Annotated in this window: 15 protein-coding genes and 1 tRNA gene; 7 read left to right on the forward strand and 9 right to left on the reverse strand. The window is 66.1% G+C overall.

Going from position 1 to position 20411, the window contains the following annotated elements; translation table 11 throughout:
- A partial coding sequence (locus tag A5779_RS28710; protein WP_064887129.1) for a PatA/PatG family cyanobactin maturation protease occupies positions 1-2057 on the reverse strand: 2057 nt, incomplete at its 3' end.
- Between the two features lie 292 nt (positions 2058-2349).
- Positions 2350-3102, reverse strand: a complete 753-nt coding sequence (locus A5779_RS28715) for a response regulator transcription factor (protein ID WP_064887130.1) — start codon at positions 3100-3102, stop codon at positions 2350-2352.
- A gap of 406 nt (positions 3103-3508) precedes the next feature.
- Here A5779_RS28715 and A5779_RS28720 point away from each other — a divergent pair, with 406 nt between their 5' ends.
- Together A5779_RS28720 and A5779_RS28725 are read left to right on the forward strand one after the other, a co-directional pair.
- Positions 3509-5392, forward strand: a complete 1884-nt coding sequence (locus A5779_RS28720) for a S8 family peptidase (protein WP_064887197.1) — start codon at positions 3509-3511, stop codon at positions 5390-5392.
- 31 nt (positions 5393-5423) lie between these two features.
- Positions 5424-6770, forward strand: a complete 1347-nt coding sequence (locus tag A5779_RS28725) for an alpha/beta fold hydrolase (RefSeq protein ID WP_064887131.1) — start codon at positions 5424-5426, stop codon at positions 6768-6770.
- Positions 6771-6792: 22 nt separating this feature from the next.
- Here the strand turns inward: A5779_RS28725 and A5779_RS28730 are convergent, their stop codons facing one another.
- From A5779_RS28730 to A5779_RS28755, 6 genes are all read right to left on the reverse strand, one after another.
- Positions 6793-7983 (reverse strand): cytochrome P450, encoded by a 1191-nt coding sequence (locus A5779_RS28730; protein WP_064887132.1) that lies wholly within the window; start codon positions 7981-7983, stop codon positions 6793-6795.
- Positions 7984-8060: 77 nt separating this feature from the next.
- The gene (locus A5779_RS28735) at positions 8061-8744 is read right to left on the reverse strand and encodes an amidohydrolase family protein (protein WP_064887133.1); all 684 of its coding nucleotides are present in this window, start codon (positions 8742-8744) and stop codon (positions 8061-8063) included.
- Positions 8745-8754: 10 nt separating this feature from the next.
- Positions 8755-10341: a bifunctional 3-(3-hydroxy-phenyl)propionate/3-hydroxycinnamic acid hydroxylase MhpA gene (gene mhpA, locus A5779_RS28740; protein ID WP_064887134.1), complete on the reverse strand. Its 1587-nt coding sequence runs from the start codon at positions 10339-10341 to the stop codon at positions 8755-8757.
- Positions 10338-12227 carry an acyl-CoA synthetase gene (locus A5779_RS28745; protein ID WP_064887135.1) on the reverse strand — a complete coding sequence of 630 codons (1890 nt, stop codon included), beginning with the start codon at positions 12225-12227 and terminating at the stop codon, positions 10338-10340. Before A5779_RS28745 ends, mhpA begins: the two co-directional genes overlap by 4 nt.
- On the reverse strand, positions 12224-13162 hold the full coding sequence (locus tag A5779_RS28750) for a fumarylacetoacetate hydrolase family protein (protein ID WP_064887136.1): 939 nt from the start codon (positions 13160-13162) through the stop codon (positions 12224-12226). The genes A5779_RS28745 and A5779_RS28750 overlap by 4 nt, the downstream gene beginning before the upstream one ends.
- Entirely contained in the window at positions 13159-14289 is a 1131-nt protein-coding gene (locus A5779_RS28755) for a VOC family protein (RefSeq protein WP_064887137.1), read from the reverse strand. Before A5779_RS28755 ends, A5779_RS28750 begins: the two co-directional genes overlap by 4 nt.
- Before the next feature lie 105 nt (positions 14290-14394).
- Here A5779_RS28755 and A5779_RS28760 point away from each other — a divergent pair, with 105 nt between their 5' ends.
- Entirely contained in the window at positions 14395-15072 is a 678-nt protein-coding gene (locus A5779_RS28760; RefSeq protein ID WP_064887138.1) for a TetR/AcrR family transcriptional regulator, read from the forward strand.
- A 140-nt stretch (positions 15073-15212) separates the two neighbouring features.
- Here the strand turns inward: A5779_RS28760 and A5779_RS28765 are convergent.
- Positions 15213-15298 (reverse strand) — tRNA-Leu (locus A5779_RS28765).
- Positions 15299-15386: 88 nt separating this feature from the next.
- Here A5779_RS28765 and A5779_RS28770 point away from each other — a divergent pair.
- The 4 genes from A5779_RS28770 to A5779_RS28785 all read left to right on the forward strand — a co-directional run bounded on the left by A5779_RS28770 (position 15387) and on the right by A5779_RS28785 (position 20400).
- Positions 15387-16721 carry a M20/M25/M40 family metallo-hydrolase gene (locus A5779_RS28770; protein WP_064887139.1) on the forward strand — a complete coding sequence of 445 codons (1335 nt, stop codon included), beginning with the start codon at positions 15387-15389 and terminating at the stop codon, positions 16719-16721.
- A 49-nt stretch (positions 16722-16770) separates the two neighbouring features.
- A complete protein-coding gene (locus A5779_RS28775; RefSeq protein ID WP_064887140.1) occupies positions 16771-17295 on the forward strand; it encodes a YbhB/YbcL family Raf kinase inhibitor-like protein in 525 nt (174 codons plus the stop codon).
- A gap of 176 nt (positions 17296-17471) precedes the next feature.
- A complete protein-coding gene (locus tag A5779_RS28780; RefSeq protein WP_064887141.1) occupies positions 17472-18917 on the forward strand; it encodes an aldehyde dehydrogenase in 1446 nt (481 codons plus the stop codon).
- 10 nt (positions 18918-18927) lie between these two features.
- Complete coding sequence (locus A5779_RS28785) at positions 18928-20400, forward strand: acetyl-CoA acetyltransferase (protein ID WP_064887142.1); 1473 nt, start codon at positions 18928-18930, stop codon at positions 20398-20400.
- Positions 20401-20411: the final 11 nt, after the last annotated feature.

Raw genomic sequence — 20411 nt, forward strand, 5'->3', positions numbered from 1 at the left:
ATCAGGTACTGATGGATGGGAGCCAGCTGCACCGGCCACGGGTCGCTGACGTCGACGGTGGCCTGATAGACCACCCGGGCCCGTCGTTCGTTCTCCGGCGAGAAGAACGTGATCTTGACGTCCCAGCAATCGCAGTCGAGCCGACCGAACGGACTCTTGACCGCACTGATGCTCTCCAGTGAGTACAGGCTGGTGACATCGCCGTCGACCAACTCGCCGGCCAGCAGTCCCTTGGCCATCACGTCCGAGAAGATGAAGGCGTTGGTGGCGGTGTAATTGATCGCGCGATCCGCCGACGACGAGCCGAGATTGCGAAGCTCGTAGTACACCTTGTCGAGCATCTGCCGCAGTTTGAGTTCGGTGCGGGACTCGGCCTTGGACCGGTCGATGCCGAGCTGGTTGGTCAGCTTGTCGAAGTCGATCGCACCCAGCACCGCCTTGACGAGGTTGTTCTCGTTCCAGGTGTACAGCCCTCGGCGCTGCACGACGATCACCGGAAGGCGTTGCCCGGCGAACGTTGTCACCGTGCGGTTGGTGAGGACACCGGGAAGCGATACCCGAGAGACGAAGTCGTCGTCCTCGGCCGGGAGCACCTGACAACGCAACGCATAGCGCAGCATCTCGTAGACGGCTTCGTGGTAGGTGACCTCGGCCTCGATCGCATAGATCGGGGTGAGGTTCAGGTTCATCGTCCAGATGAGCTTGGTCGATTCCCACGGGTGCTTGTCGAGGTAGTTGGCGAGCTGGACCGCGTCGTACGGGTTGGGTTCGGTCACGATCGGTGTCTCGTCGGAGCTCTCTGCCATCGGCATGAGTTGGCGGAAACCGTCGCGACGGGCTTCGGTACCGAAGTCGAACCCGATATTGCCCAGTGCGAACACGTTTGACACCGGTATCGGGTGGGCTGACTGCGGCGGGGTCGGCGCCTCGTGCGCGGCCGATGCGGTCGTGGCCTCCTGGGATGCCGTGGATCCGCATGAGCAAGGGGCTCCACCGCACGACGGCGCGACTCCGGTCGGGACCGGAACGGCATCGGGTGGTATCGGCGACGGCCCGGGATTCATCAGCCCGGAATCGGTTGGTGTCGCGTCGATTCCTGAACTCGCGACGTGGGGGATCGGTGTGGTTGCCATGTCGGTCACTTTGTCTCCTTGTGTGATCAGCGCGTGTGCGCCGTGAACGTTGAGAATTCCCGCCAGGCAGCGGGGGTCTGAATCTCGGGCACAGGCCAGCGCGCTGGCGATCACTGCCCGTCGCACCTCGGCAACGTCGGTGCTGCCGTCTCGCCGCCGCTGAGCGGAGAGGAGCAGCGCGGCCAGGGCGCTCACGATCGGGGTGGCGAAACTTGAACCGGTGAGTTCGGCGATCGTGCCGCCCGGTATGGCGCCGGGAATCGCCTCGCCCGGCGCCAGCACGCCGCCCCGTGCATACCGGTCACCGAAGTTGCTCGACGGCAACGCAACTCCGTTTCGACCCAGTGCGCCGACGGCCAGCACGTTGGGCAGAGCGGCAGGAACGTGCAGGCAATCACACCCGTCATTGCCGGCTGCGGCAACGATGAGCACGCCGTTGCGCTCGCACGCCTCGACGGTGCGGGCGAGCAGGGGATCCGCTTCTCCGAGCTCGACGAGTTCGCCACCGCTGATATTGATCACATCTGCCCCGCTCATCATGGCGCGTTCGATGGCCCGGGCGAGGTCGAGTTGTGAGAGGTGTCCACTGGTGTCGGTGAAGATCGGGACCACCACGCCGCGACATCCGGCGGCCAGGCCCAGTGCTCCGGTGGCCGGTTGCCCGAAAATGATGCTGGCCACGTGGGTGCCGTGGCCCGACATCGCGCCGGGGCCGGCCTCGTCGAGGACGAGCGAATCCGTACGGGTGATCCGGGCGTCGGCAAAGCACGGGTGGGCAAGATCGACCGGCCCGTCCAGAATCGCGATGCACACCTCGGGGTCGGGAATTATGCTGTCCCGCAGTGACTTCAGCTCACCGAGGATGTAGTCGGTGTCGGCCGCCCGCACGGTCTGCGGTGGCTCGGTAGCCTGCACCTGGTTCATAGCGCAATCGTGCGCGGCAGCAGGGCGTCCCACAATTGGCCTTCGGATGGATCTTGCCCGTGCCCCCTGTGGGGGTGGCGGATGTACCGAGCGGCGAACTCGGCCTATATCTTTCGGTCGATTTCCCATCGTCGGCATTGACATTGCCGACGGCGCGGCAGTAACACGAAAGACATGGCATCAAAGCGGAGCAAGAGAAGCATCGAGCAGATGCGTCAGGATCTGTTCGCGGTCAAGGAACGTCAGGACGGACTACGGGCCGAGCATCGCAGGCTGATCCGCGAGCTCGACCTCAACTCGGGCGGTGAGTCGGCCATCCTTCGAGAGCAGCGCCGGTGGAATACCTGCCCCCCTCCGTTGCGCCCATATGTCCGGCCTGCGCCGGCGCAGAATCCCTGATTCTCGGCGCGTCCGCGCCGTGGCTGAGCTTGCGGGCCACGTAGGCCCGGCGCCGCACACCGAGTTTGCAGATCACGTTGTGGACATGGCTTTTCACCGTGCCGGGGGAGATGTGCAGGTGGTCGGCGATCTCCTTGTTGGTCAGCCCGTGTGCCAACAGCCAGGCCACTTCCTGCTCCCGCTCGGTGAGGCAGTTGCTCTGCCCGCCCGCGCGTCGGCCGCCGTTGGCCTCGATGCCGCGAAGTAGGGCGCCCGAGATCTCGTCGGAGCAGTGCGCCGCACCCCGGGACACATTGACCAGGGCGTGACACAGCTGGTCGACGGAGGCGTTGCGTCCGACCAGTCCTGCCGCGCCCGCGCTTGCCCAGGCCATCGCCTGACCGGGATCGTCATCGAGTGCGACCGCGATCAGTTTTCGCGGCGGGTCGCAGCGGCGTAGCGCTGCTGCGGACTCCAGCGCCAAGCGGGTACTGACCTCGATCACCACGATGTCGACGGGCGGGTCGATCCGCGCCAGGTCGCCCAGTGCGGCTGTGGCATCGGTCGCGGTCCCCACCATCTCGAATTCTGGGATGCGGTGGATCCATTCGGAGAGCAGTTCGGTCCATGCCCGTACCGCGACGATGGCGAAGACGTGGTGTTGCATGATGTGTTCGCCGGGTCAGATCTGCCTGTACAGCAGGAAGTTCGGGGCCACTTGAAAATTCGACTCAAGCGTATTCATGGCACTTCCCCTACTGCCCCGAGTGACTGGCGTGTCAACCGATGGTAAGGAACCCGCCGACCCGCGGTATCGAGTAATCGACTACGTGAGTTTTCCGATGTGCGGCCGCGACGGAACCGACGCGCGTAAGCAGTGGGTGCGCTCCGATTCCGGGGACCGGTCGACGAGGGGATGCCATGAGTGATTCGGGTAGTCGGCTACTCGTGCCGCGTGGCCCGAATCGAGCCAGGATCGTCAGCATGTCGATTTGGCACACGACCGCCTCCACAATGTCCGATCCTGTATTGAATGCCTTCTACTGGATCGAGCACAGTTCCGAGGTGTCGTGGTGAGTCCTGCTGACAGTGAAATCTGGGCCGTTCGGGTGCAGTGCGCCCTGTCGGGCCTGGCGGCCAAGGAGATCGACGCCAGTCCGCAAAAGCTGCTTGAGGCGGTGGCCGCCCGGTTTGCCTCACGTTTCGACCCCGATGATCGCCTCGGCGTAGACGGGGCGCCCCGGTGGCATCGCAGTGTGGACGCTGCCGTCGATCAACTGGTGCACCAGAAACTGGCGACGCGGCGCAGGCCGGCGAAGAAGGCCGGGGCTGATGCGGCGCAGCCGATCGTGCGGTTGACCCCGGCCGGTCGGACCGCCGCCGAGCAGGCGTGCTCACAGGCGATGACGCCCCCCGAGCGGGCCCGCACCGTGGCACCGGCCCCGGCCGAGCAGCCGCCGCACCGCGACCTGTTGGTGGCCGGGGTGATCACCCCGCCGCTGCGGGAGAAGTTCGTGGTGGGCCCCGGCGAGGATCCGGAGAAGGCTCGGGAAACGTTGTGGCCGATCATGATCGAGCTGAACCTGCGCTACGCCGAAGGCGTGGCGGCAGCGGTCGCCCGCGTGCGTGAGCTGTGGCGACTGTTGGACGGACCAGGCGAACCGCTCGAGGTGGCCGACCAGTTCATGGTCGGCGAGTTGACGACCAGGCAGATCGAGGGCCTGGTGTCGGCGGATTCCGTGCCGCAGAGCTGGCCAGAGCGGGCGGTCTACCGGATCTGGCCAGACTTCGATGCCCACCCCCAGATCGATTCCTCCGGCAACACCGTCAAGGCGGTCCCGGCGCAGCGGGCCTTTGCCTGCTATGGGTCGGGAATCGTCTGGGCGGTGGTCGATTCCGGGATTGACGAGACGCATCCGCACTTCACCGACCACGCCACCGTGAGTGATCCCGCGGTGCATGACCTGCACCGGGATTTCACCGTGTCCGGTGGCGAGAAGGCATTCGCACCGACCGCCCTGCAGGATGCCGACGGGCACGGATCCCACGTGGCGGGCATCATCGCCGGAGGGCTGGTCGGCAAGACCGCCGACGCTGTGTATGTGGCAGAAAAGCGTTTCAATGTCGGTGCACCCGAAGGCGATATACCCATACTGCAAAAGCGGGTGGTCAGCGATCCCAGTCGGCTGGCGGGGATGGCTCCGGAGGCCAAGCTGGTCAGTCTCAAGGTGTTGGGTCCCGGCGAGAAAGCCTCGCGGGTGAGCCGGGTGATGCGCGCCCTCGCCTACGTCCGGGAAGTCAATGCGGCGAGCGAGCGGATGCCCCGCATCCACGGTGTGAACCTGAGTCTGGGATACGAGTTCGCGGCGGAATGGTTCGCGTGCGGGCAGAGTCCGCTGTGTATCGAGGTCGACAAGACCGTGCGGTCGGGGGTGGTCGTGGTCGCCGCGGCGGGCAACAGCGGATACGTGTCGCTCAATCCGCTGTTCACCACCGACGTCACGAAATTCAGCGCGGGCATGACGATCAACGACCCCGGCAACGCCCAGCGGGCGATCACCGTGGGGTCGACGCACCGCGACGCTCCGCACACGTCCGGAGTCTCCTACTTCTCGTCCAAGGGGCCGACCGGCGATGGTCGGTGCAAACCAGATCTGTTGGCTCCCGGTGAGCGCATCACGTCGGTCGCGGCAGGCAAATTCCGCAGCGATGTGCTGCGGCAGACCGACGCCCCGCCGCAGAGCGCGGCGATCTACATCGAGGCCACCGGGACGAGCATGGCAGCACCGCACGTATCCGGTGCGGTTGCGGCATTTCTGTCCGTCCAGCGCGAGCTCATCGGGAACCCGGAGGAGATCAAACGCATCTTCACCGAATCGGCTACCTCCCTCGGCCGGGACCCGGCATTCCAGGGCGGCGGTCTGCTGGATCTGATGCGTGCGTTGCAGTCCGTCTGACGAGTTCATTCACGAGTCTCAAGGAGTCGACATGACCGAATCCATCAAAGGCAGGCCGTTGTGGCGGTTGGTATTCGACGCCGACGGTGATGTCGATGAGGCAACGCTGTCCGAACTGCGCGACAGTATCGGTGCGGAGGGGATCACCGATCTGGTGCTCTTCTCGCACGGCTGGAACAACGACGAGGCGGCGGCGGAGTCGTTGTATGCCCGCTGGTTCGGGCTGCTCGCCGACCAGCTCGATCCGGACCGCAAGGTCGGTTTCGTCGGTATCCGCTGGCCGTCGCAGCTGTGGCGCGACGAACCGATTCCGGACTTCGACGATGCGTCGGCAGCGGACGGAGGGGGCGCGGCGGCGCTGGACGAGCGGGCAGTGACGGTGGCCGGGCCGGCCACCATCGATCCCGCCGAGCTGAGGGATCTCAAGGACATGTTCCCCGACGGCAGCGAACATCTGGATGCCATCGCTGCCCTGTTGGAACAACCGCCCACCGCTGAGCGGGCCGGAAAGATGTTCGAGGAGTTGCGGAAGTTCAACGCGGCCACCAAAACCGGCTTCGACGACGGTGAGGAGGACAAGCCGGTGCAGGTCCCGGGCATGCTCGACGAACAGCGCCCCCCTGTCGACGTCTTCAACAAATTCGCCGACCGGTTGGCCGACGCCGGCGCGCAGTTCGGCGACGGCGGGGGAGGTGAGGCCGGTCTCGGCGATCTGGGCAGCAAGATCTGGCACGGTGCCAAGGAAGTCCTGCGCCAGCTGAGCTACTGGAAGATGAAGAACCGTGCCGGTGTCGTCGGCAAGGACGGGCTGGGCCCGGCAATCGATGACCTGGTCGGCGCCCACCCGAATCTGCGGATTCATCTGGTCGGCCACAGCTTCGGTGCCCGGCTGGTGTCGTTCGCGCTCGACGGGATCGCCGATCGGACACCGTCACCGGTGAAATCGGTGACTCTGCTGCAGGGTGCGTTCTCCCGGTTCACCTTCACCAAGGGGCTGCCGTTCCGGGACGGGGATGGCGCCCTGGTCGGGCGGCTGGCCCGGATCGACGGTCCGATGGCCGTCTGCTTCTCCAGCCACGACAAGGCATTGGGGACGTTCTACCCGCTGGCGTCACTGACGGCCGGCGAGGATGCGGCCGGCATCGAGGATCCCTTGGCGCGCTGGCGGGCCATGGGGGCGCTCGGGGCGTTTCGGACCGACATACTGCCCCTGGACGATGAGGGCACGACGTACCCGTTCCAGCCCGGTCAGATCCTGAGTCTGGATTCGTCGGACGTGGTGGCCAAGGAGGACGGCCCATCGGGTGCGCACAGCGACATCTTCCACAAGGAACTCAGTTGGGTTGCCGCGACTGCCGGGAAATTGATTCGGGCTTGAGCTCGCCCTCTGTTACGTGCGCCTATGCGGCAATCAGCTTGAGAGGCAAGTGCTCGTGGCGGCGGATGATGTTGTTGACCGCCCATTTGGGCGTACCCGCTAGCTCGATCCGCTCCACGCGCTCGAGCAGCGCCCGCAACATCGCGGTTGTTTCCAAGCGCGCCAAGCCCTGTCCGGCGCAGGCGTGGGCACCGTGTCCGAAACCGACGTGACGCCGGCCGTCACGTCGGATGTCGAAGTCCGCTGGGTTTTCCCACTCGCGTTCGTCACGATTGGCCGAGGCATAGATCACCAGGACTCGCGCGCCCCAGGCGATTGGCACTCCAGCGATTTCAGTGGGCTGCGCGGTGCTCCGCGCAAAGGCGCGCAGCGGTGGCTCGTAGCGGATGGTTTCATTGACGGCGTTTGGCAAGAGGTCGGGTTCGTCTTTGAGCAGTTGCCACTGGTCGGGGTGGTTGGCGAAAAGATTCAGCGCATTGGCGATAGCGCTCATCGTGGTATCGATCGACGGGGCGATGTAGTCGACGAGCAACGGCGGGCACTCGTGGTGCGCCAGTTTGCCTTCGTCCGCGGCGGCAAGCAGCTCATCCGCCATGCTGCCCTCGATGACGTTGCGCTCGCGAACCACGCGCCGGGCGAACCGCAGCATACGTATAGTTTTGGGTACTGCCTTGATCGCCTGCCAGTTGAGCGGACCGAGTACGTCGAACGTCGCTCCGGCCCAGGCAACCAGGTGATCGCGTTGATCGCGGGGCCAACCGATGAGGTCGGGCACGACGGCCAGCGGCAGCGCGGCCGCGAGGTCGTTGACACCGTCGATCTCGCGCTTGTGGAGCGCAGTTTCAACGACGCTACGGGCCGTGTCATCGACGGTGTCGCTGATGGCACGCAGAGCACGTGGCAGCATGCGGTGCGCGACGCGCTTGCGGCGTTGTTCGTGCTCGACACCATCGCTGTTGAGCGTGGTGCCGTGCGACATTCGGTTGGTGATCGGATTCAGTGCCACACCGTGGCCCGAGAGAAAGGTCTTGTCGTCGCGTAGCGCCGATTTGCACTCGGCATAACGCGGCACCGCATACGCCCGTTGCTTCGCCAGCCACACCACCGGACCGAGGTCACGCATTCGCTGGTAGTGGGGGTAGGGGTCGGTGATGGCGTCGACAGAGTAGATGTCGGGTTCGTAGATGGGGAGGCCGGCAGGTGGGCGTCGCATTGATGGTCCTCTCATGACTTTGGCGGTGGACGATTACGCGTGGAGCGTCCGGTAGGACGGCGAAGGATCGCTGTTGCTCACGCTCGGCATTGAAGGAACTCGTGTGCGTTCGCGGATGTCACCGCCCGCCAGTCGGTTTCGGGGTCGGAGTCAAGGGCGGCGATCTGCTGGCCTACGGCAAACGCCGGCGTCCAGCAGTAGTCGCTGCCGTAAAGAATGCGGTTGGACCCGACTACGTCCCGAAGCACTCCGGCTTGCGTCGGCAGTGGATGCCCGGCCGTGTCGAACCACATGCGCTGCAGCTGGGCATCGGTTGTCAGGCATTCCCACAACGGTGCCAGCGATTCGTCGCCGAGGTAGCGTCCGCCGTTGTTGCTCAGAAGCACGACACCCGCCGCCCCATGAATATCCGTTGCTCGTATGGCTTCGCTGATGGCGGCATCCACGTCGGGGAGTGGAAGCGAGGCGAAGAAGGAGAAGCGCTCAGGATGCGCGGCGACCGTGCGGGCTGCGACGTCGTTGACGTGCCGCGCCAGTGCGGGTGCGTCGGCCGCACCGGCAAACGACACGCCGGGAGAGGAGAGCGACAGGATGGCGTGCCGGATTGCGTTGTCCTGCATCAGTGAAAGGTGCTGTTCTGCGCTCCAGCAGGGCCATTGCGGCATGCCGTCAGGATGTTCGATGCCTGCAGCGATCGCGGCGGCGACGTATTCGTCGGTGAGGAAGTGCGCGTGGACGTCCACCAGGGGAGTGGATGACATGAGCGATCGCCTAACTGGTCTGGATGGGTGGGTGGGCGCTGCGTTCCCGAGCTTCCAGAGTGGACGACATGATCCCCGGTATGGCCGCACACAGTTTCCCTACGGCACGGCCCGAGCACATGACCGTGCGGTCAGGCCGGACGACAGCGGCGGTGGCATGCCCGTCGCGTAGCCACCGTTCCAGCTCGCCCCCGGGTTCGGCGACGTGCACGACGATGCCGTGTTCTTCGAGTGTGGTGCATTGGAACGCGAGCGGGCGTGTGGTGGTGACGAGCGCAAAGCTGTTGCCCAGCAGCGTGTCCAGGCGCTGTCCATCGGCCAGAACCGGGTTGGGACACAAAGTCCCGGCGAGGTGGCGGGGGCCGCGGCTTCTGATGACCAATGCCGACTCGTGCAGGCGGGGGGTGGTGCCATCGGTGAGTTTGTCGCGGAGGCCGGGTATCAACTGCAGCCGGGGTGCGACGGTGCGCCGCACCATGTTTCCCGCATGACCACCGGCTGTCATTGCCCACCCCATGGCCAATGCCAGACCGATCATGCTGCGCGCGTGGGGTTTCCGTTCCTGCTCGTAGGTCGACAGCAGGGCCTCGGGTAGATCTCCGTTGATCACGCCGGCTACCTTCCATGCCACGTTCATCGCGTCGCGCAGGCCTGCTCCCATGCCTTGCCCGATGAAAGGCGGTGTGAGGTGGGCGGCGTCGCCGAGGATGAGCACGTTCTGTTCCCGCCATTTGTCGGCGATCTGTGCGCGAAAGGTGTACTCGGTGACGCGTACGACCTCGAGTTCATCGTCGACGAGATCGCCGACCCATGGGGCGACCAGGGGCCGCAGGGTCGCCATCGTGCTGAAGTCGGCCGCAGTTTCCGAAGACAGCAGCCGAAATTCCCAGCGGTAGCGGTCGGACCCGATCCGCATGTAGGTCGCAGCCCGAACGGGATCGCATACCTGATGCACACCATCCCACTGATCGAGCTCGGCCTCGGTGACCACATCGGCCACCAGCCAGCGCTGCTCGAAGCGCAGGTCTTCCATGGCCGCACCGATGGCGGCTCGCACGATGCTGTTGGCCCCGTCGCAGCCCAACACGTAGCCGGCTTCGACGACATGCTCCGTTCCGGTGGCACGGTCGGCGTAGGTCACCCGCACGCGGCCGGATTCGTGCTGGGTGACGTCGATGACCTCGGAATTGCCGCGCAGCTTCACATTTGGACGCTTGGCCAGGTTGGCGCGCAGCAGCTTCTCCAGCTCGGGTTGGTCGAACATGTTGGCCTGCGGGAAGCCGTGCCGGCTGCGGGCCGGGTCGCGGTCGAACTGTGCCAGCGCGTGGTGGTTCTGGTCGAGCAGACGCAGCCCGAGCGCTGGTCGGGATATCGCGGCGAACTCTTCGGCCACGCCGAGGCGGGCGAGGATGCGATGAATCTCGTCATCGAGGTGGACCGCGCGTGGCTGGGGATAGACCGATTCCCAGCGGTCGAGAACCAGCGTGGGTACGCCGTAGTCCGCGAGCAACGTCGCCGCGGTGATGCCGGTCGGCCCCGCTCCGACGACGACAACGGGCACGGATTTCGTTGAACAGCTCGCGGAGGGATCGGTCATGGTTGTTCCTTGATGTCCCACGCGAGCGCGTAGCGACCCAGGGGCGCGGCAATGGCCTCGGTGTCGGCGCCGGCGTCGACGACCACGGTCACCACGATGGCTCCGTCGTCGACGGCTACCTCGACGTCGACGACGCCGGGCACAGTGACCAGCGCGTCACGGATTGCGCTGCGAGTGGCGTCGGCGCGCAGCGGGGGCTTGTAGGGCTTGCCGACGGCGGTGACCGGGATGGTATCGATGATGATCACCGATTTCGGCGCGGCCGCACTCTCACTGACGTGCTCGACGGCCCACTGCCGCAACGATTCCGGAGTGACGGTAGCGTCGGGGCGAAGTGTCACATACGCCACTGGCACCTCGCCGGAATGGACGTCGGGACGTCCGACTGCCGCGGCGTCCGTGACGTCCGGATGGTCCAGGAGCGCGTCTTCGATCATCGCCGGGTCGATGTTGTGCCCGCCGCGGATGATGAGGTCTTTGGCCCGACCGGTCAGATGGACAAACCCGTCGCCGTCAACCCAGGCCAGGTCGCCGGTGTCCTGCCAGCCGCCGTTCAGTTTTCCGAGCCCGTCGAGCACGTAGCCGTTGTTGGTGCGGGCGGTGACGTAACCGGGAAAAACGGTGGGTCCGCTGATCGCAAGGTTTCCCGTCTCGCCGGCCGGCAGGTCGTGCCATTGGCCGTCGTCATCGATCCTGACCGTTTTGACGAGTTGGTAGGGCAGCCGCTGGCCTACCGAGCCGGGGCGAGGGTGGTCGGGGAAACTGCGCGCGCTGACACACGTTCCTTCGGTCAGCCCGTAGCCTTCGATCAGAGGCACCCCGGTGTGTGATTCGAAATCGGAGCGAACCGCTGCCGGCAGCGCTGAGGCACCCACCAACGCGTAGCGCAGGCTGGAGATGTCGGCGTCCACGGGGCATTTCGACAGCACCGCATATACGGTCGGCACCGCGCTCGTGGCGCTGATGCCGTGGTGCGCCACGATCTTCCAGAAGTTCGGGTACAGAGCCGGGTCCCGGTATCCGAGCGGGCCGGCCCACACCGCGTGCTGGCCGCGCAGCATGGGCGCCAGCAATGTCACCACGAGCGCGTTCACATGGAACAGCGGTAGGCCCGCGAACAAGACGGAGTCCTGGTCGAGCACAGTGTTGGCGGCGATCATCCAGGCGTCGGTGACCTCGTTGGCATGGGTATGGGCCGCCGGTTTCGGCTTGCCGGTTGTTCCGCCGGTGTGGAACAGGGCGGCCAGATCGGTGGACGACGGGGCTTCACCGTCGAAGGTCAAACCGTCATCTCCGGGTCGGAAGTCGCTGAAGTAGTGCACTGTTGCGCCTTCGATCGCCGGAACGGGCGCCGACGCATCGCGACCTCCGTTGGGGCGCAGCAAGAGAACGGTGTCGATCACCCCTGCAGCCACCAGATGCTCGGCGGCCCGCCAGCTGGCTTCGTCCAGTTCGGGACCGGCGGCCACCAGCGTTCGTGCGCCCGAGCGTTCGACCAGATGCGCGATGTGGTCGCTCGACAGAGCGCCGTTGACCGGCGCGGCGATGCCCGCCAGCTGCGCGGCCAGCGTGGCCGTGATCAGCTCATCACAGTTGGGGCTGATCATTGCGACCGGGGTGTGCCGCTGAACGCCCTTCTGACGCAGCATGTTTGCGGCTCGGTGCACGTCCGCCAACAGTTCGCTGAACGTCCGCGTGCTTGCCTGTCGCCATCGATCGGCATCGGGCATGGCGCTGATCGCGGCGCGGTCGGGCCACAACGTGGCTGCCCGCTGCAGCACCGCATATGTCGAGTTCGGCAGGCCCCGGTCGGCCAGTGGGACGCGCTCGATGGCGCCGATGTCGCCCGGTGTGGCATGGCGCGGCCACAACAGGTCCGCGTTCACGTGTACCGCACCGAGGTGCGCTGGGTGCCGAGGTCGATGGCACCGTCGTCGGTAGTCACCGACAGTTCCACGACGTCCCCGTGCTGCAGATACTTGGGATTGCCGGCTTGACGCGAGAAGAACGCCTTCCACTTCATGGCCGGAGGCAGCAGCGATCCGATGATCTCGACAGGCTTGGGCGGCGCGCTCAAGGCCGTACCCGCAGGCGTGCCGGTCAAGACGAGGTCACCGGGACTGAGGTGTTGGAACCGGGCCAATGACTGCAGTGCCTGTAGGGGTTTGTAGATCATGTCGCCATCGACCAGCCTGTTCTGGCGAACCTCACCGCTCACCCGCAGCTCCAGGCGCAGGTCGCCGAACCGCTTGAGCTCGTCAGCCGTCAACAAGACCAGCGCCGGACCGACCGGCGTGAATGTCGGGTACGACTTGGCTTCATAGAACTGCGTTTGCGGAAGCTGAATATCCCGGGCGGAGACATCGTTGGTGACGACCAGGCCGGCGACATGGTCGGGCAGGTTCGACTCGGTCACCTCGGTGCCAACGGGCAGCTCGCGTCCGATGACCAGACCGATCTCCACCTCGTAGTCGAGAAACTTGACGTGCTGCGGCTTGACGATGTCGTCGAACGGGCCACTGATGGAACCCGACGTCTTGCGAAAAAAGGTGAGCGGGATGGTCTTTGGGTCCATACCGGCGTCTTTGACATGCGAGGCGAAGTTGGTCATCTGGGCAACCACCCGGCAGGGAGCGGTCACAGGGGAGAGCAGATCGAGGCTGTCGACAGGCACCGCCTCCCCGCCACGCGTCGCGGCGTCTACGGCGGTCCGATCGGCTAGCAGCTCTCCGGTGGTCGTGGCCGAGGTGTCGATTCGCACGGCGCCGGTGGCGGTCTGGACCCACCAGGCGTCGGCGGTGCGCAGGATTGAGATGGTCATGAGTTCGCTACTTTCAGCAGGCCGATGAGGCGGTTGATATCGAATTCGTTGTCGCCTCGCAGGGCTGCGAAGATCGACTGTGCTTCGTGTGGTAGGGATTTCGGATTTGTGCCGAGGAAGTCCTTGCTCGCCGGTGGTCCCCACTGGGCCAGGCCCGAGGCGGCGAACGGGGCCCAACCCGGTTCAAGGGTTGAGTCGAACAAGTCGCCATCGGTGAAGTGCTCGACCATGAAGCCATCAGGATCACGCCAGTAGTCGAAGAGCTGACTGCCCTGGATGTGTCGCCCGATTCCCCAGGACCGGAAATATCCACGCTCCGTGAGGTATTCGCCGCCGGCGGCCAGCGCATCGAGATCGCATACCTGATAGGCGGAGTGCACGTAGCGGTTCTGTGGTCCGAGGGCCAGCGCCAGCGTGTGGTGATCAGCGGGCGTCGCGCCTCTGTCGCATCGAATGAAGCTCATGGCCGGTCCCCGGCTGCGCTGACCCGGGAAGTAGAGGAAGTCGCTGACGATCATGCCGAGGGTGTCGAGATACCAGTCCAGCGTCTCAAGGTATTTCGTCGACTGCATGACGAGGTGACCGAGCCGTTGCACCGTGGTCGGCTCCCGACGCGGGCGTTGGGTGGCGTTGACGCGGTGAATGTCGTGCCCCATGTTGTAGCGATGCGGAGTCTGTGACGGCAACGGGTCGAGGGAGTGCATCCCCGACACCACGTGCACCGGCACCCCGCTGGGGTCGATCAGATCGACCGCCATGCCGCCGATGGCTGCGGGTAGCGACCTGGTTCGTGCGCCGGTCGCGGTGGCCAGCCGCTGCAGGTCCGCCTCGTCGGTAGCGGCGAACGCGACCCCGAGGAACCTGCTCCGGGTGCCGCGGCGGATGATCACGCACGGCGCGGTCGAATCGCTTCCACGCAGATACAGTTCATCGGCGGTTCGCAGCAAGGTGGCGAAACCGAACGCGACCGCGAACGCCTCGGCCCGCTGAAGGTCCGGTTTCTCGAACTCCAGCCAGGCGATATCAGCCACCTTGATCACGGGGTTGCGGGATCGCCCGCAATGCTCGCCTTTCACGGCGCCCTGCTCGCTGTGGAGTTCGTTATGCGCGCCGACCAGGTCGTTCATCCCTGACCCCTCTCATTCTGACGAAATCGTCACATGCGATGCAATACTCAGTCAAGAGGTTCTGATGAAATCATCAAAACTGATCGCTGCTGCTATTCTGAGCCGGTGAGCGCAGTGCAGGATGAGCCGGTCAACCGCCTGGAACGGCGGAAACAGCGCACCCGCGCAGCCCTGATCCAGGCGGCGCAGGCGCTGATAGCCGAGGGCAGACTCAACGTGCCGGTCCTGGAAATCACGCAGGCGGCAGACGTCGGAATGGGTTCGTTCTACAACCACTTCGACAGCAAGGAAGCGCTGTTCGAGGCAGCCGTGGCCGATGTACTCGACAACCACGGCGCGCTGCTCGATCATCTCACCGCGTCGATCCACGACCCGGCCGAAAAATTTGCCTGCAGCTTCCGGATGACTGGTCGGCTGTTTCGGCGCCGCCCGCAGGAGAGCCAGATCCTGCTGGTCAATGGCCTCAGCCTCATAGGCTCAGACCGCGGTCTGGCCCCACGCGCATTACGGGACATCGCGGCCGGCGTCGCCGCCGGCCGATTCACCGTTGACGATCCCAAATTGGCCCTGGCCGTCGCTGCCGGGGCACTTCTCGGGCTGGGCAAACTCCTGCAAACAGAGCCCGAACGCGACGACGCGGCGGCCGCAGATCGGGTTACCGAAGATGTATTACGACTGTTCGGACTGCCTGCCGAGGAAGCGCGTCAGATCTGTCAGCGGCCGCTTCCCGACCTCGATGACAGTAGAGAAACTGCTCACCGCGATGGCCGGACCGATCTGTGATTGAGGCCGGGGCGCGAGCGGCGGTGGAATCTGGTGTGGCCGTTGAGGGTTTGACAGCTGTATTGCGCCGTCATGCTCCGCTCAACGCATTCCATTGGCCATGAAAAGAGGCGAGCGTTCATCTCGCTCGCCTCACACTGTGTCCGAGGGGGGACTTGAACCCCCACGCCCGTTAATAGGGCACTAGCACCTCAAGCTAGCGCGTCTGCCATTCCGCCACTCGGACTCGACCGACCACTCGGGGTCGGGCGCCTAAGGTTATCGGATTGAGTGCCCTAGACCCAAACCGGCGTCTCGGTGGTACGAATGTGACTGTGACTGTCCCCGCCTCCAGCGCAGACGAGGTGGTCGACCTCGTCAGCAAGCTCATCCGATTCGACACCTCCAACACCGGTGATCCGGCCACCACCAAGCCCGAAGCCGACTGTGCGGAATGGGTCGCCGACCGGCTCCGCGAGGTCGGCTACACGACCGAATACGTCGAGGCCGGGGCGCCCGGCCGCGGCAACGTCTTTGCCCGGTTGCCCGGTGCCGACCGGTCCCGCGGCGCCCTGATGATCCATGGACACCTCGACGTCGTGCCGGCCGAGCCCGCCGACTGGAGCGTGCACCCGTTCTCGGGTGCGGTGAAGGACGGCTATGTCTGGGGCCGCGGTGCGGTCGACATGAAGGACATGGTCGGGATGGCCATCGCGGTGGCCCGGCATTTCAAGCGATCGGGCATCGTCCCGCCCCGCGACCTGGTGTTCGCGTTCGTCTCCGACGAGGAACACGGCGGTACCTACGGCGCCAACTGGCTGGTGGACAACCGGCCCGACCTGTTCGACGGTGTGACCGAGGCGATCGGCGAGGTGGGCGGCTTCTCCTTGACCGTGCCCCGCAAGGACGGCGGGGAGCGCCGGCTCTACCTGATCGAGACCGCCGAAAAGGGCCTGTCCTGGATGCGGCTGACGGCACGGGGGCGAGCCGGGCACGGCTCGATGGTGCACGACGACAACGCTGTCACTGCCATTGCCGGTGCGGTGGACCGGCTGGGCCGACACCAGTTCCCGCTGGTGCTCAATCCGGCCGTGGAGCAGTTCCTCGCCGCGGTCGCCGAGGAGACCGGCTACGACTTCGACATCAATTCGCCGGACTTGGACGGCACCATCGCCAAACTCGGTGGCGTGGCCCGGATCGTCTCGGCCACCCTGCGCGACACCGCCAACCCGACCATGCTGAAGGCCGGCTACAAGGCCAACGTCATCCCCGCGTCGGCGGAGGCCGTGATCGACTGCCGGGTGCTGCCGGGCCGCAAGGAGGCGTTCGAGCGCGAGGTCGACGAGTTGATCGGGCCCGATGTCACCCGCAGCTGGGAGCGGGACCTGCCGTCTTACGAGACCACGTTCGACGGTGACCTGGTCGACGCGATGAACGCGGCGATCCTGGCGTTGGACCCCGAAGCGCGCACCGTGCCCTACATGCTGTCGGGTGGAACCGATGCGAAGTCGTTCCAGCGGTTGGGGATTCGCTGCTTCGGGTTCGCGCCGCTGCGCCTGCCGCCCGAGCTGGACTTCGCTGCGCTGTTCCACGGCGTCGACGAGCGGGTACCCGTGGACGCACTGCAGTTCGGGGCCGGCGTTCTGGAACACTTTCTGCAGAACTGCTGACCGCACTGCGACATGAGCTGGCTACACGAACTGACTACGAGAGGGAACCATGACCGCATCTCCGTACGACAACCTGCCGAAGCTGCCGACGTTCACCCTGACCTCCGAATCGGTCACCGACGGTCAGCCGCTGGCCAACGACCAGGTCAGCGGGATCATGGGAGCCGGCGGTGCAGACGTGTCGCCGCAGCTGAGCTGGTCGGGCTTCCCGGCGGAGACCAAGAGCTTCGCCGTCACGGTGTACGACCCCGACGCGCCGACCGCCTCGGGCTTCTGGCACTGGGCGGTGGCAGATCTGCCCGCCACGGTCACCGAACTGCCGGCCGGCGCCGGTGACGGCGGCGACCTGCCCGGTGGCGCCGTCACGCTCACCAATGACGCGAGCCTGCGGCGCTACCTCGGTGCGGCACCGCCCGCCGGTCACGGCCCGCACCGCTACTACATCGCGGTCCATGCGCTGCCGGTGGAATCGTTGGAGCTGCCCGAGGGTGCCACCCCGGCCTACCTGGGCTTCAACCTCTTCGGTCAGGCGATCGCCCGTGCCGTCATCCACGGCACCTACGAGCAGAAGTAGCGGTAGGAGCTCACGCTCGGCGCACCGAGCCCACCAACAGATGTCCCGATCGCTCACGCCTGGGTTTCCCTGCTGGTCGTTTACAGCGCGGGCCCGCTCGCGCGAAGGTGGACCCATCACGGCGTCGCCATGACATGGCGATGGGCCGCCTTACTGGAGCGTCGAAGGAGCCCGGCATGACCGTTGTCGATGATGGTGCGCGGGTCTTCATCGGAGGCCGGTTCCGGGCCGCCGCGGTATCCACGCCGGTGCTGGAAGCCGCCACTGGTGCGCGGCTCGGCGACGGCGCCGCCGCCGGCGAGGCCGAGGTCGACGCGGCAGTCGCAGCAGCGCGGGCCGCGCTGCCAGGCTGGGCTTCGACGTCGCCCGCTGACCGGGCGGCCGCCATGGGCCGGCTGGCTGATGAATTGCTGGCCCGGGCATCGTCGACGGATCAGCTGTGCACGCGGGAGAACGGCATGCCGATCCGCTTGTCGCGTGGCGCCAACGGCCTGTTCCCGGCGGGACTACTGCGGTATTACGCCGGGTTAATCGAGGAGACCGCCGCCGAGGAGATTCGGCCCGCCGCGATCGGGCACACCATCGTGCGCCGTGAACCCGTCGGCGTGGTCGGGGCGATCGTGCCGTGGAACTACCCGCAGGCCCTGGCCGCGTTCAAGCTGGCCCCCGCGCTGGCGGCCGGCTGCACCGTTGTGCTCAAGGCTTCCCCGGAAACCGCTTTGGACGCATTGATTTTCGCCGAGGCCGCGCTGGCCGTCGGACTGCCCGCGGGAGTACTCAACGTCATCGCCGGCGGCCCTGACGCCGGCGCCCATCTGGTGTCGCATCCCGGTGTCGACAAGGTGTCGTTCACCGGGTCGACCGCTGTGGGGCGGCTCATCGCGCAGGAGTGCGGCCGGCTGCTGCGGACGGTCACACTGGAATTGGGCGGGAAGTCGGCGGCGGTCATCCTCGAGGACGCCGACCTGGATGCCACCATCAAGGGTCTGAAGAACGCGTCGTTCGTCAACAACGGACAGACCTGCCACCTGAATTCGCGGATTCTCGCGCCGAGGTCGCGCTACGCCGAGGTGGTCGACGCCCTGGCCGCCCTGACGACCGGGTTGAAAGTGGGTGACCCACTCGATAAGTCGACCGAGGTGGGGCCGCTGGTCAGCTCCCGTCAGCGTGACCGGGTACTGGGTTACATCGAAGCCGGCAAAGCCGACGGCGCGAGGCTCGTCGCCGGCGGTGGGATTCCGGCCGACCAGCCGGACGGCTGGTTCGTGTCACCGACGGTGTTCGCCGACGTCGACAATTCGGCGCGGATCGCCCAGGAGGAGATCTTCGGCCCGGTGCTCGCGGTCATCCCGTACGAGACCGAACAGCAGGCCGTCGAACTGGCCAACGACAGCGAGTACGGGTTGGGCGGAACGGTCTGGTCCGCCGATCCCGAACGCGCCACCGACATCGCCCGTGCGATCCATACCGGCACCGTGGGCATCAACGACTACCAACTGGACATCGCCGCACCGTTCGGCGGCGTCAAGGCCAGCGGGCTGGGCCGAGAGCTCGGCCCGGAGGGATTGGCCGCGTACCAGAGTCTGAAGTCGATCTACCGGGTCGGCCCGGCGGCAGAATAGGAATTCGAAAGTGGCACTTGATCCCAGAACCCCGGTATTGGTCGGCTACGGCCAGGTCAACCAGCACGACGAGAACCCCGACAGCGAGCCGGTCGACCTGATGGAGGCCGCCGCCCGGGCTGCCGCCGATACCGCGGTGCTCGGAGCGGTCGACTCCGTACGGGTGGCCAACCTGCTGTCGTTGCGCTACCGGGATCCGGGCCTGCTGCTGGCCCAGCGGATCGGCGCACCCGATGCCGCGACCCGGTACACCCCGGTCGGCGGCAATGTGCCGCAGTCGCTGGTCAACCAGGCCTGCCTGGACATCCAGCAGGGCCGCAACGATGTGGTTCTGATCGCCGGTGGCGAAACCTGGCGTACCCGAAGCAGATTGAAGTCCCGCGGTGAGCGGCTGGCCGGAACCGAACAGGACGAGTCGGTGCCGATGGCGCCCAGCGATCCGGAGTTCGAGATGGCCGGGCCGGCCGAGATCCGGATCGGCCTGGTGGCGCCGTCGCACGTCTACCCGATGTTCGAGCAGGCCCTGCGGATCGCGGCGGGGGAGCAGCCTGACGACCACCGCCGCCGGATCGGTGAGCTGTGGTCGCGCTTCAGCCACGTCGCCGAGGGCAATCCGCATGCCTGGAGCCGGCAGGCGGTCCCGGCCGACGAGATCTGGCAGCCGGGTCCGTCGAACCGGATGATCAGCTGGCCCTACACCAAGCTGATGAACTCCAACAACATGGTCGACCAGGGTGCCGTGCTGATCCTCACGTCGGTGGAGAAGGCGACGGAGTTGCAGATCCCCAGGGAGCGTTGGGTTTTCCCATATGCGGGCACGGACGCGCACGACACCTACCTGATCGGGCAGCGGGCGAGTTTCGCCGGGTCGCCGGCGATCCGGGTCGCCGGTCGTCGGGTATTGGAGCTCGCCGGTGTGGGTGTCGACGATCTGGCGGCGGTGGACGTGTACTCGTGCTTCCCGTCGGCGGTCCAGGTGGCTGCCAAGGAACTGGGGCTGCCGCTGGACGATCCGCAGCGTCCGCTGACGGTGACCGGCGGCCTGACCTTCGCCGGCGGACCGTGGAACAACTACGTGTCGCATTCCATCGCCACGATGGCCGAACGGCTGACGGCCGACCCCGGTCAGTTGGGCCTGATCACCGCCAACGGCGGCTACCTGAGCAAGCACAGTTTCGGCATCTACAGCACCGAACCTCCCCAAGAACAATTCCGTTGGGAAGATGTGCAATCCGAGGTCGATGCGGAGCCGACGGTGGTGGCCGAGGACGGCTGGTCGGGCACCGGGACGGTGGAGACCTGGACCACGCCGTTCAACCGGGACGGCGAGCCCGAGAAGGTGTTCGTCGCCGTCCGAACCCCCAGCGGTAGCCGCGCGCTCGCGGTTGTCTCCGATCTGTCCCAGGTCGAGGCCAGCATCCGTGAGGACATCGCGGGCGCCAAGGTCACCGTCAAGCCTGACGGTACTGCCGGTCTGGAGTAGGGCGGCGGGAC

Source organism: Mycolicibacterium peregrinum (genome assembly GCF_001665625.1).
GTDB classification, from domain to species: Bacteria; Actinomycetota; Actinomycetes; order Mycobacteriales; family Mycobacteriaceae; genus Mycobacterium; species Mycobacterium peregrinum_B.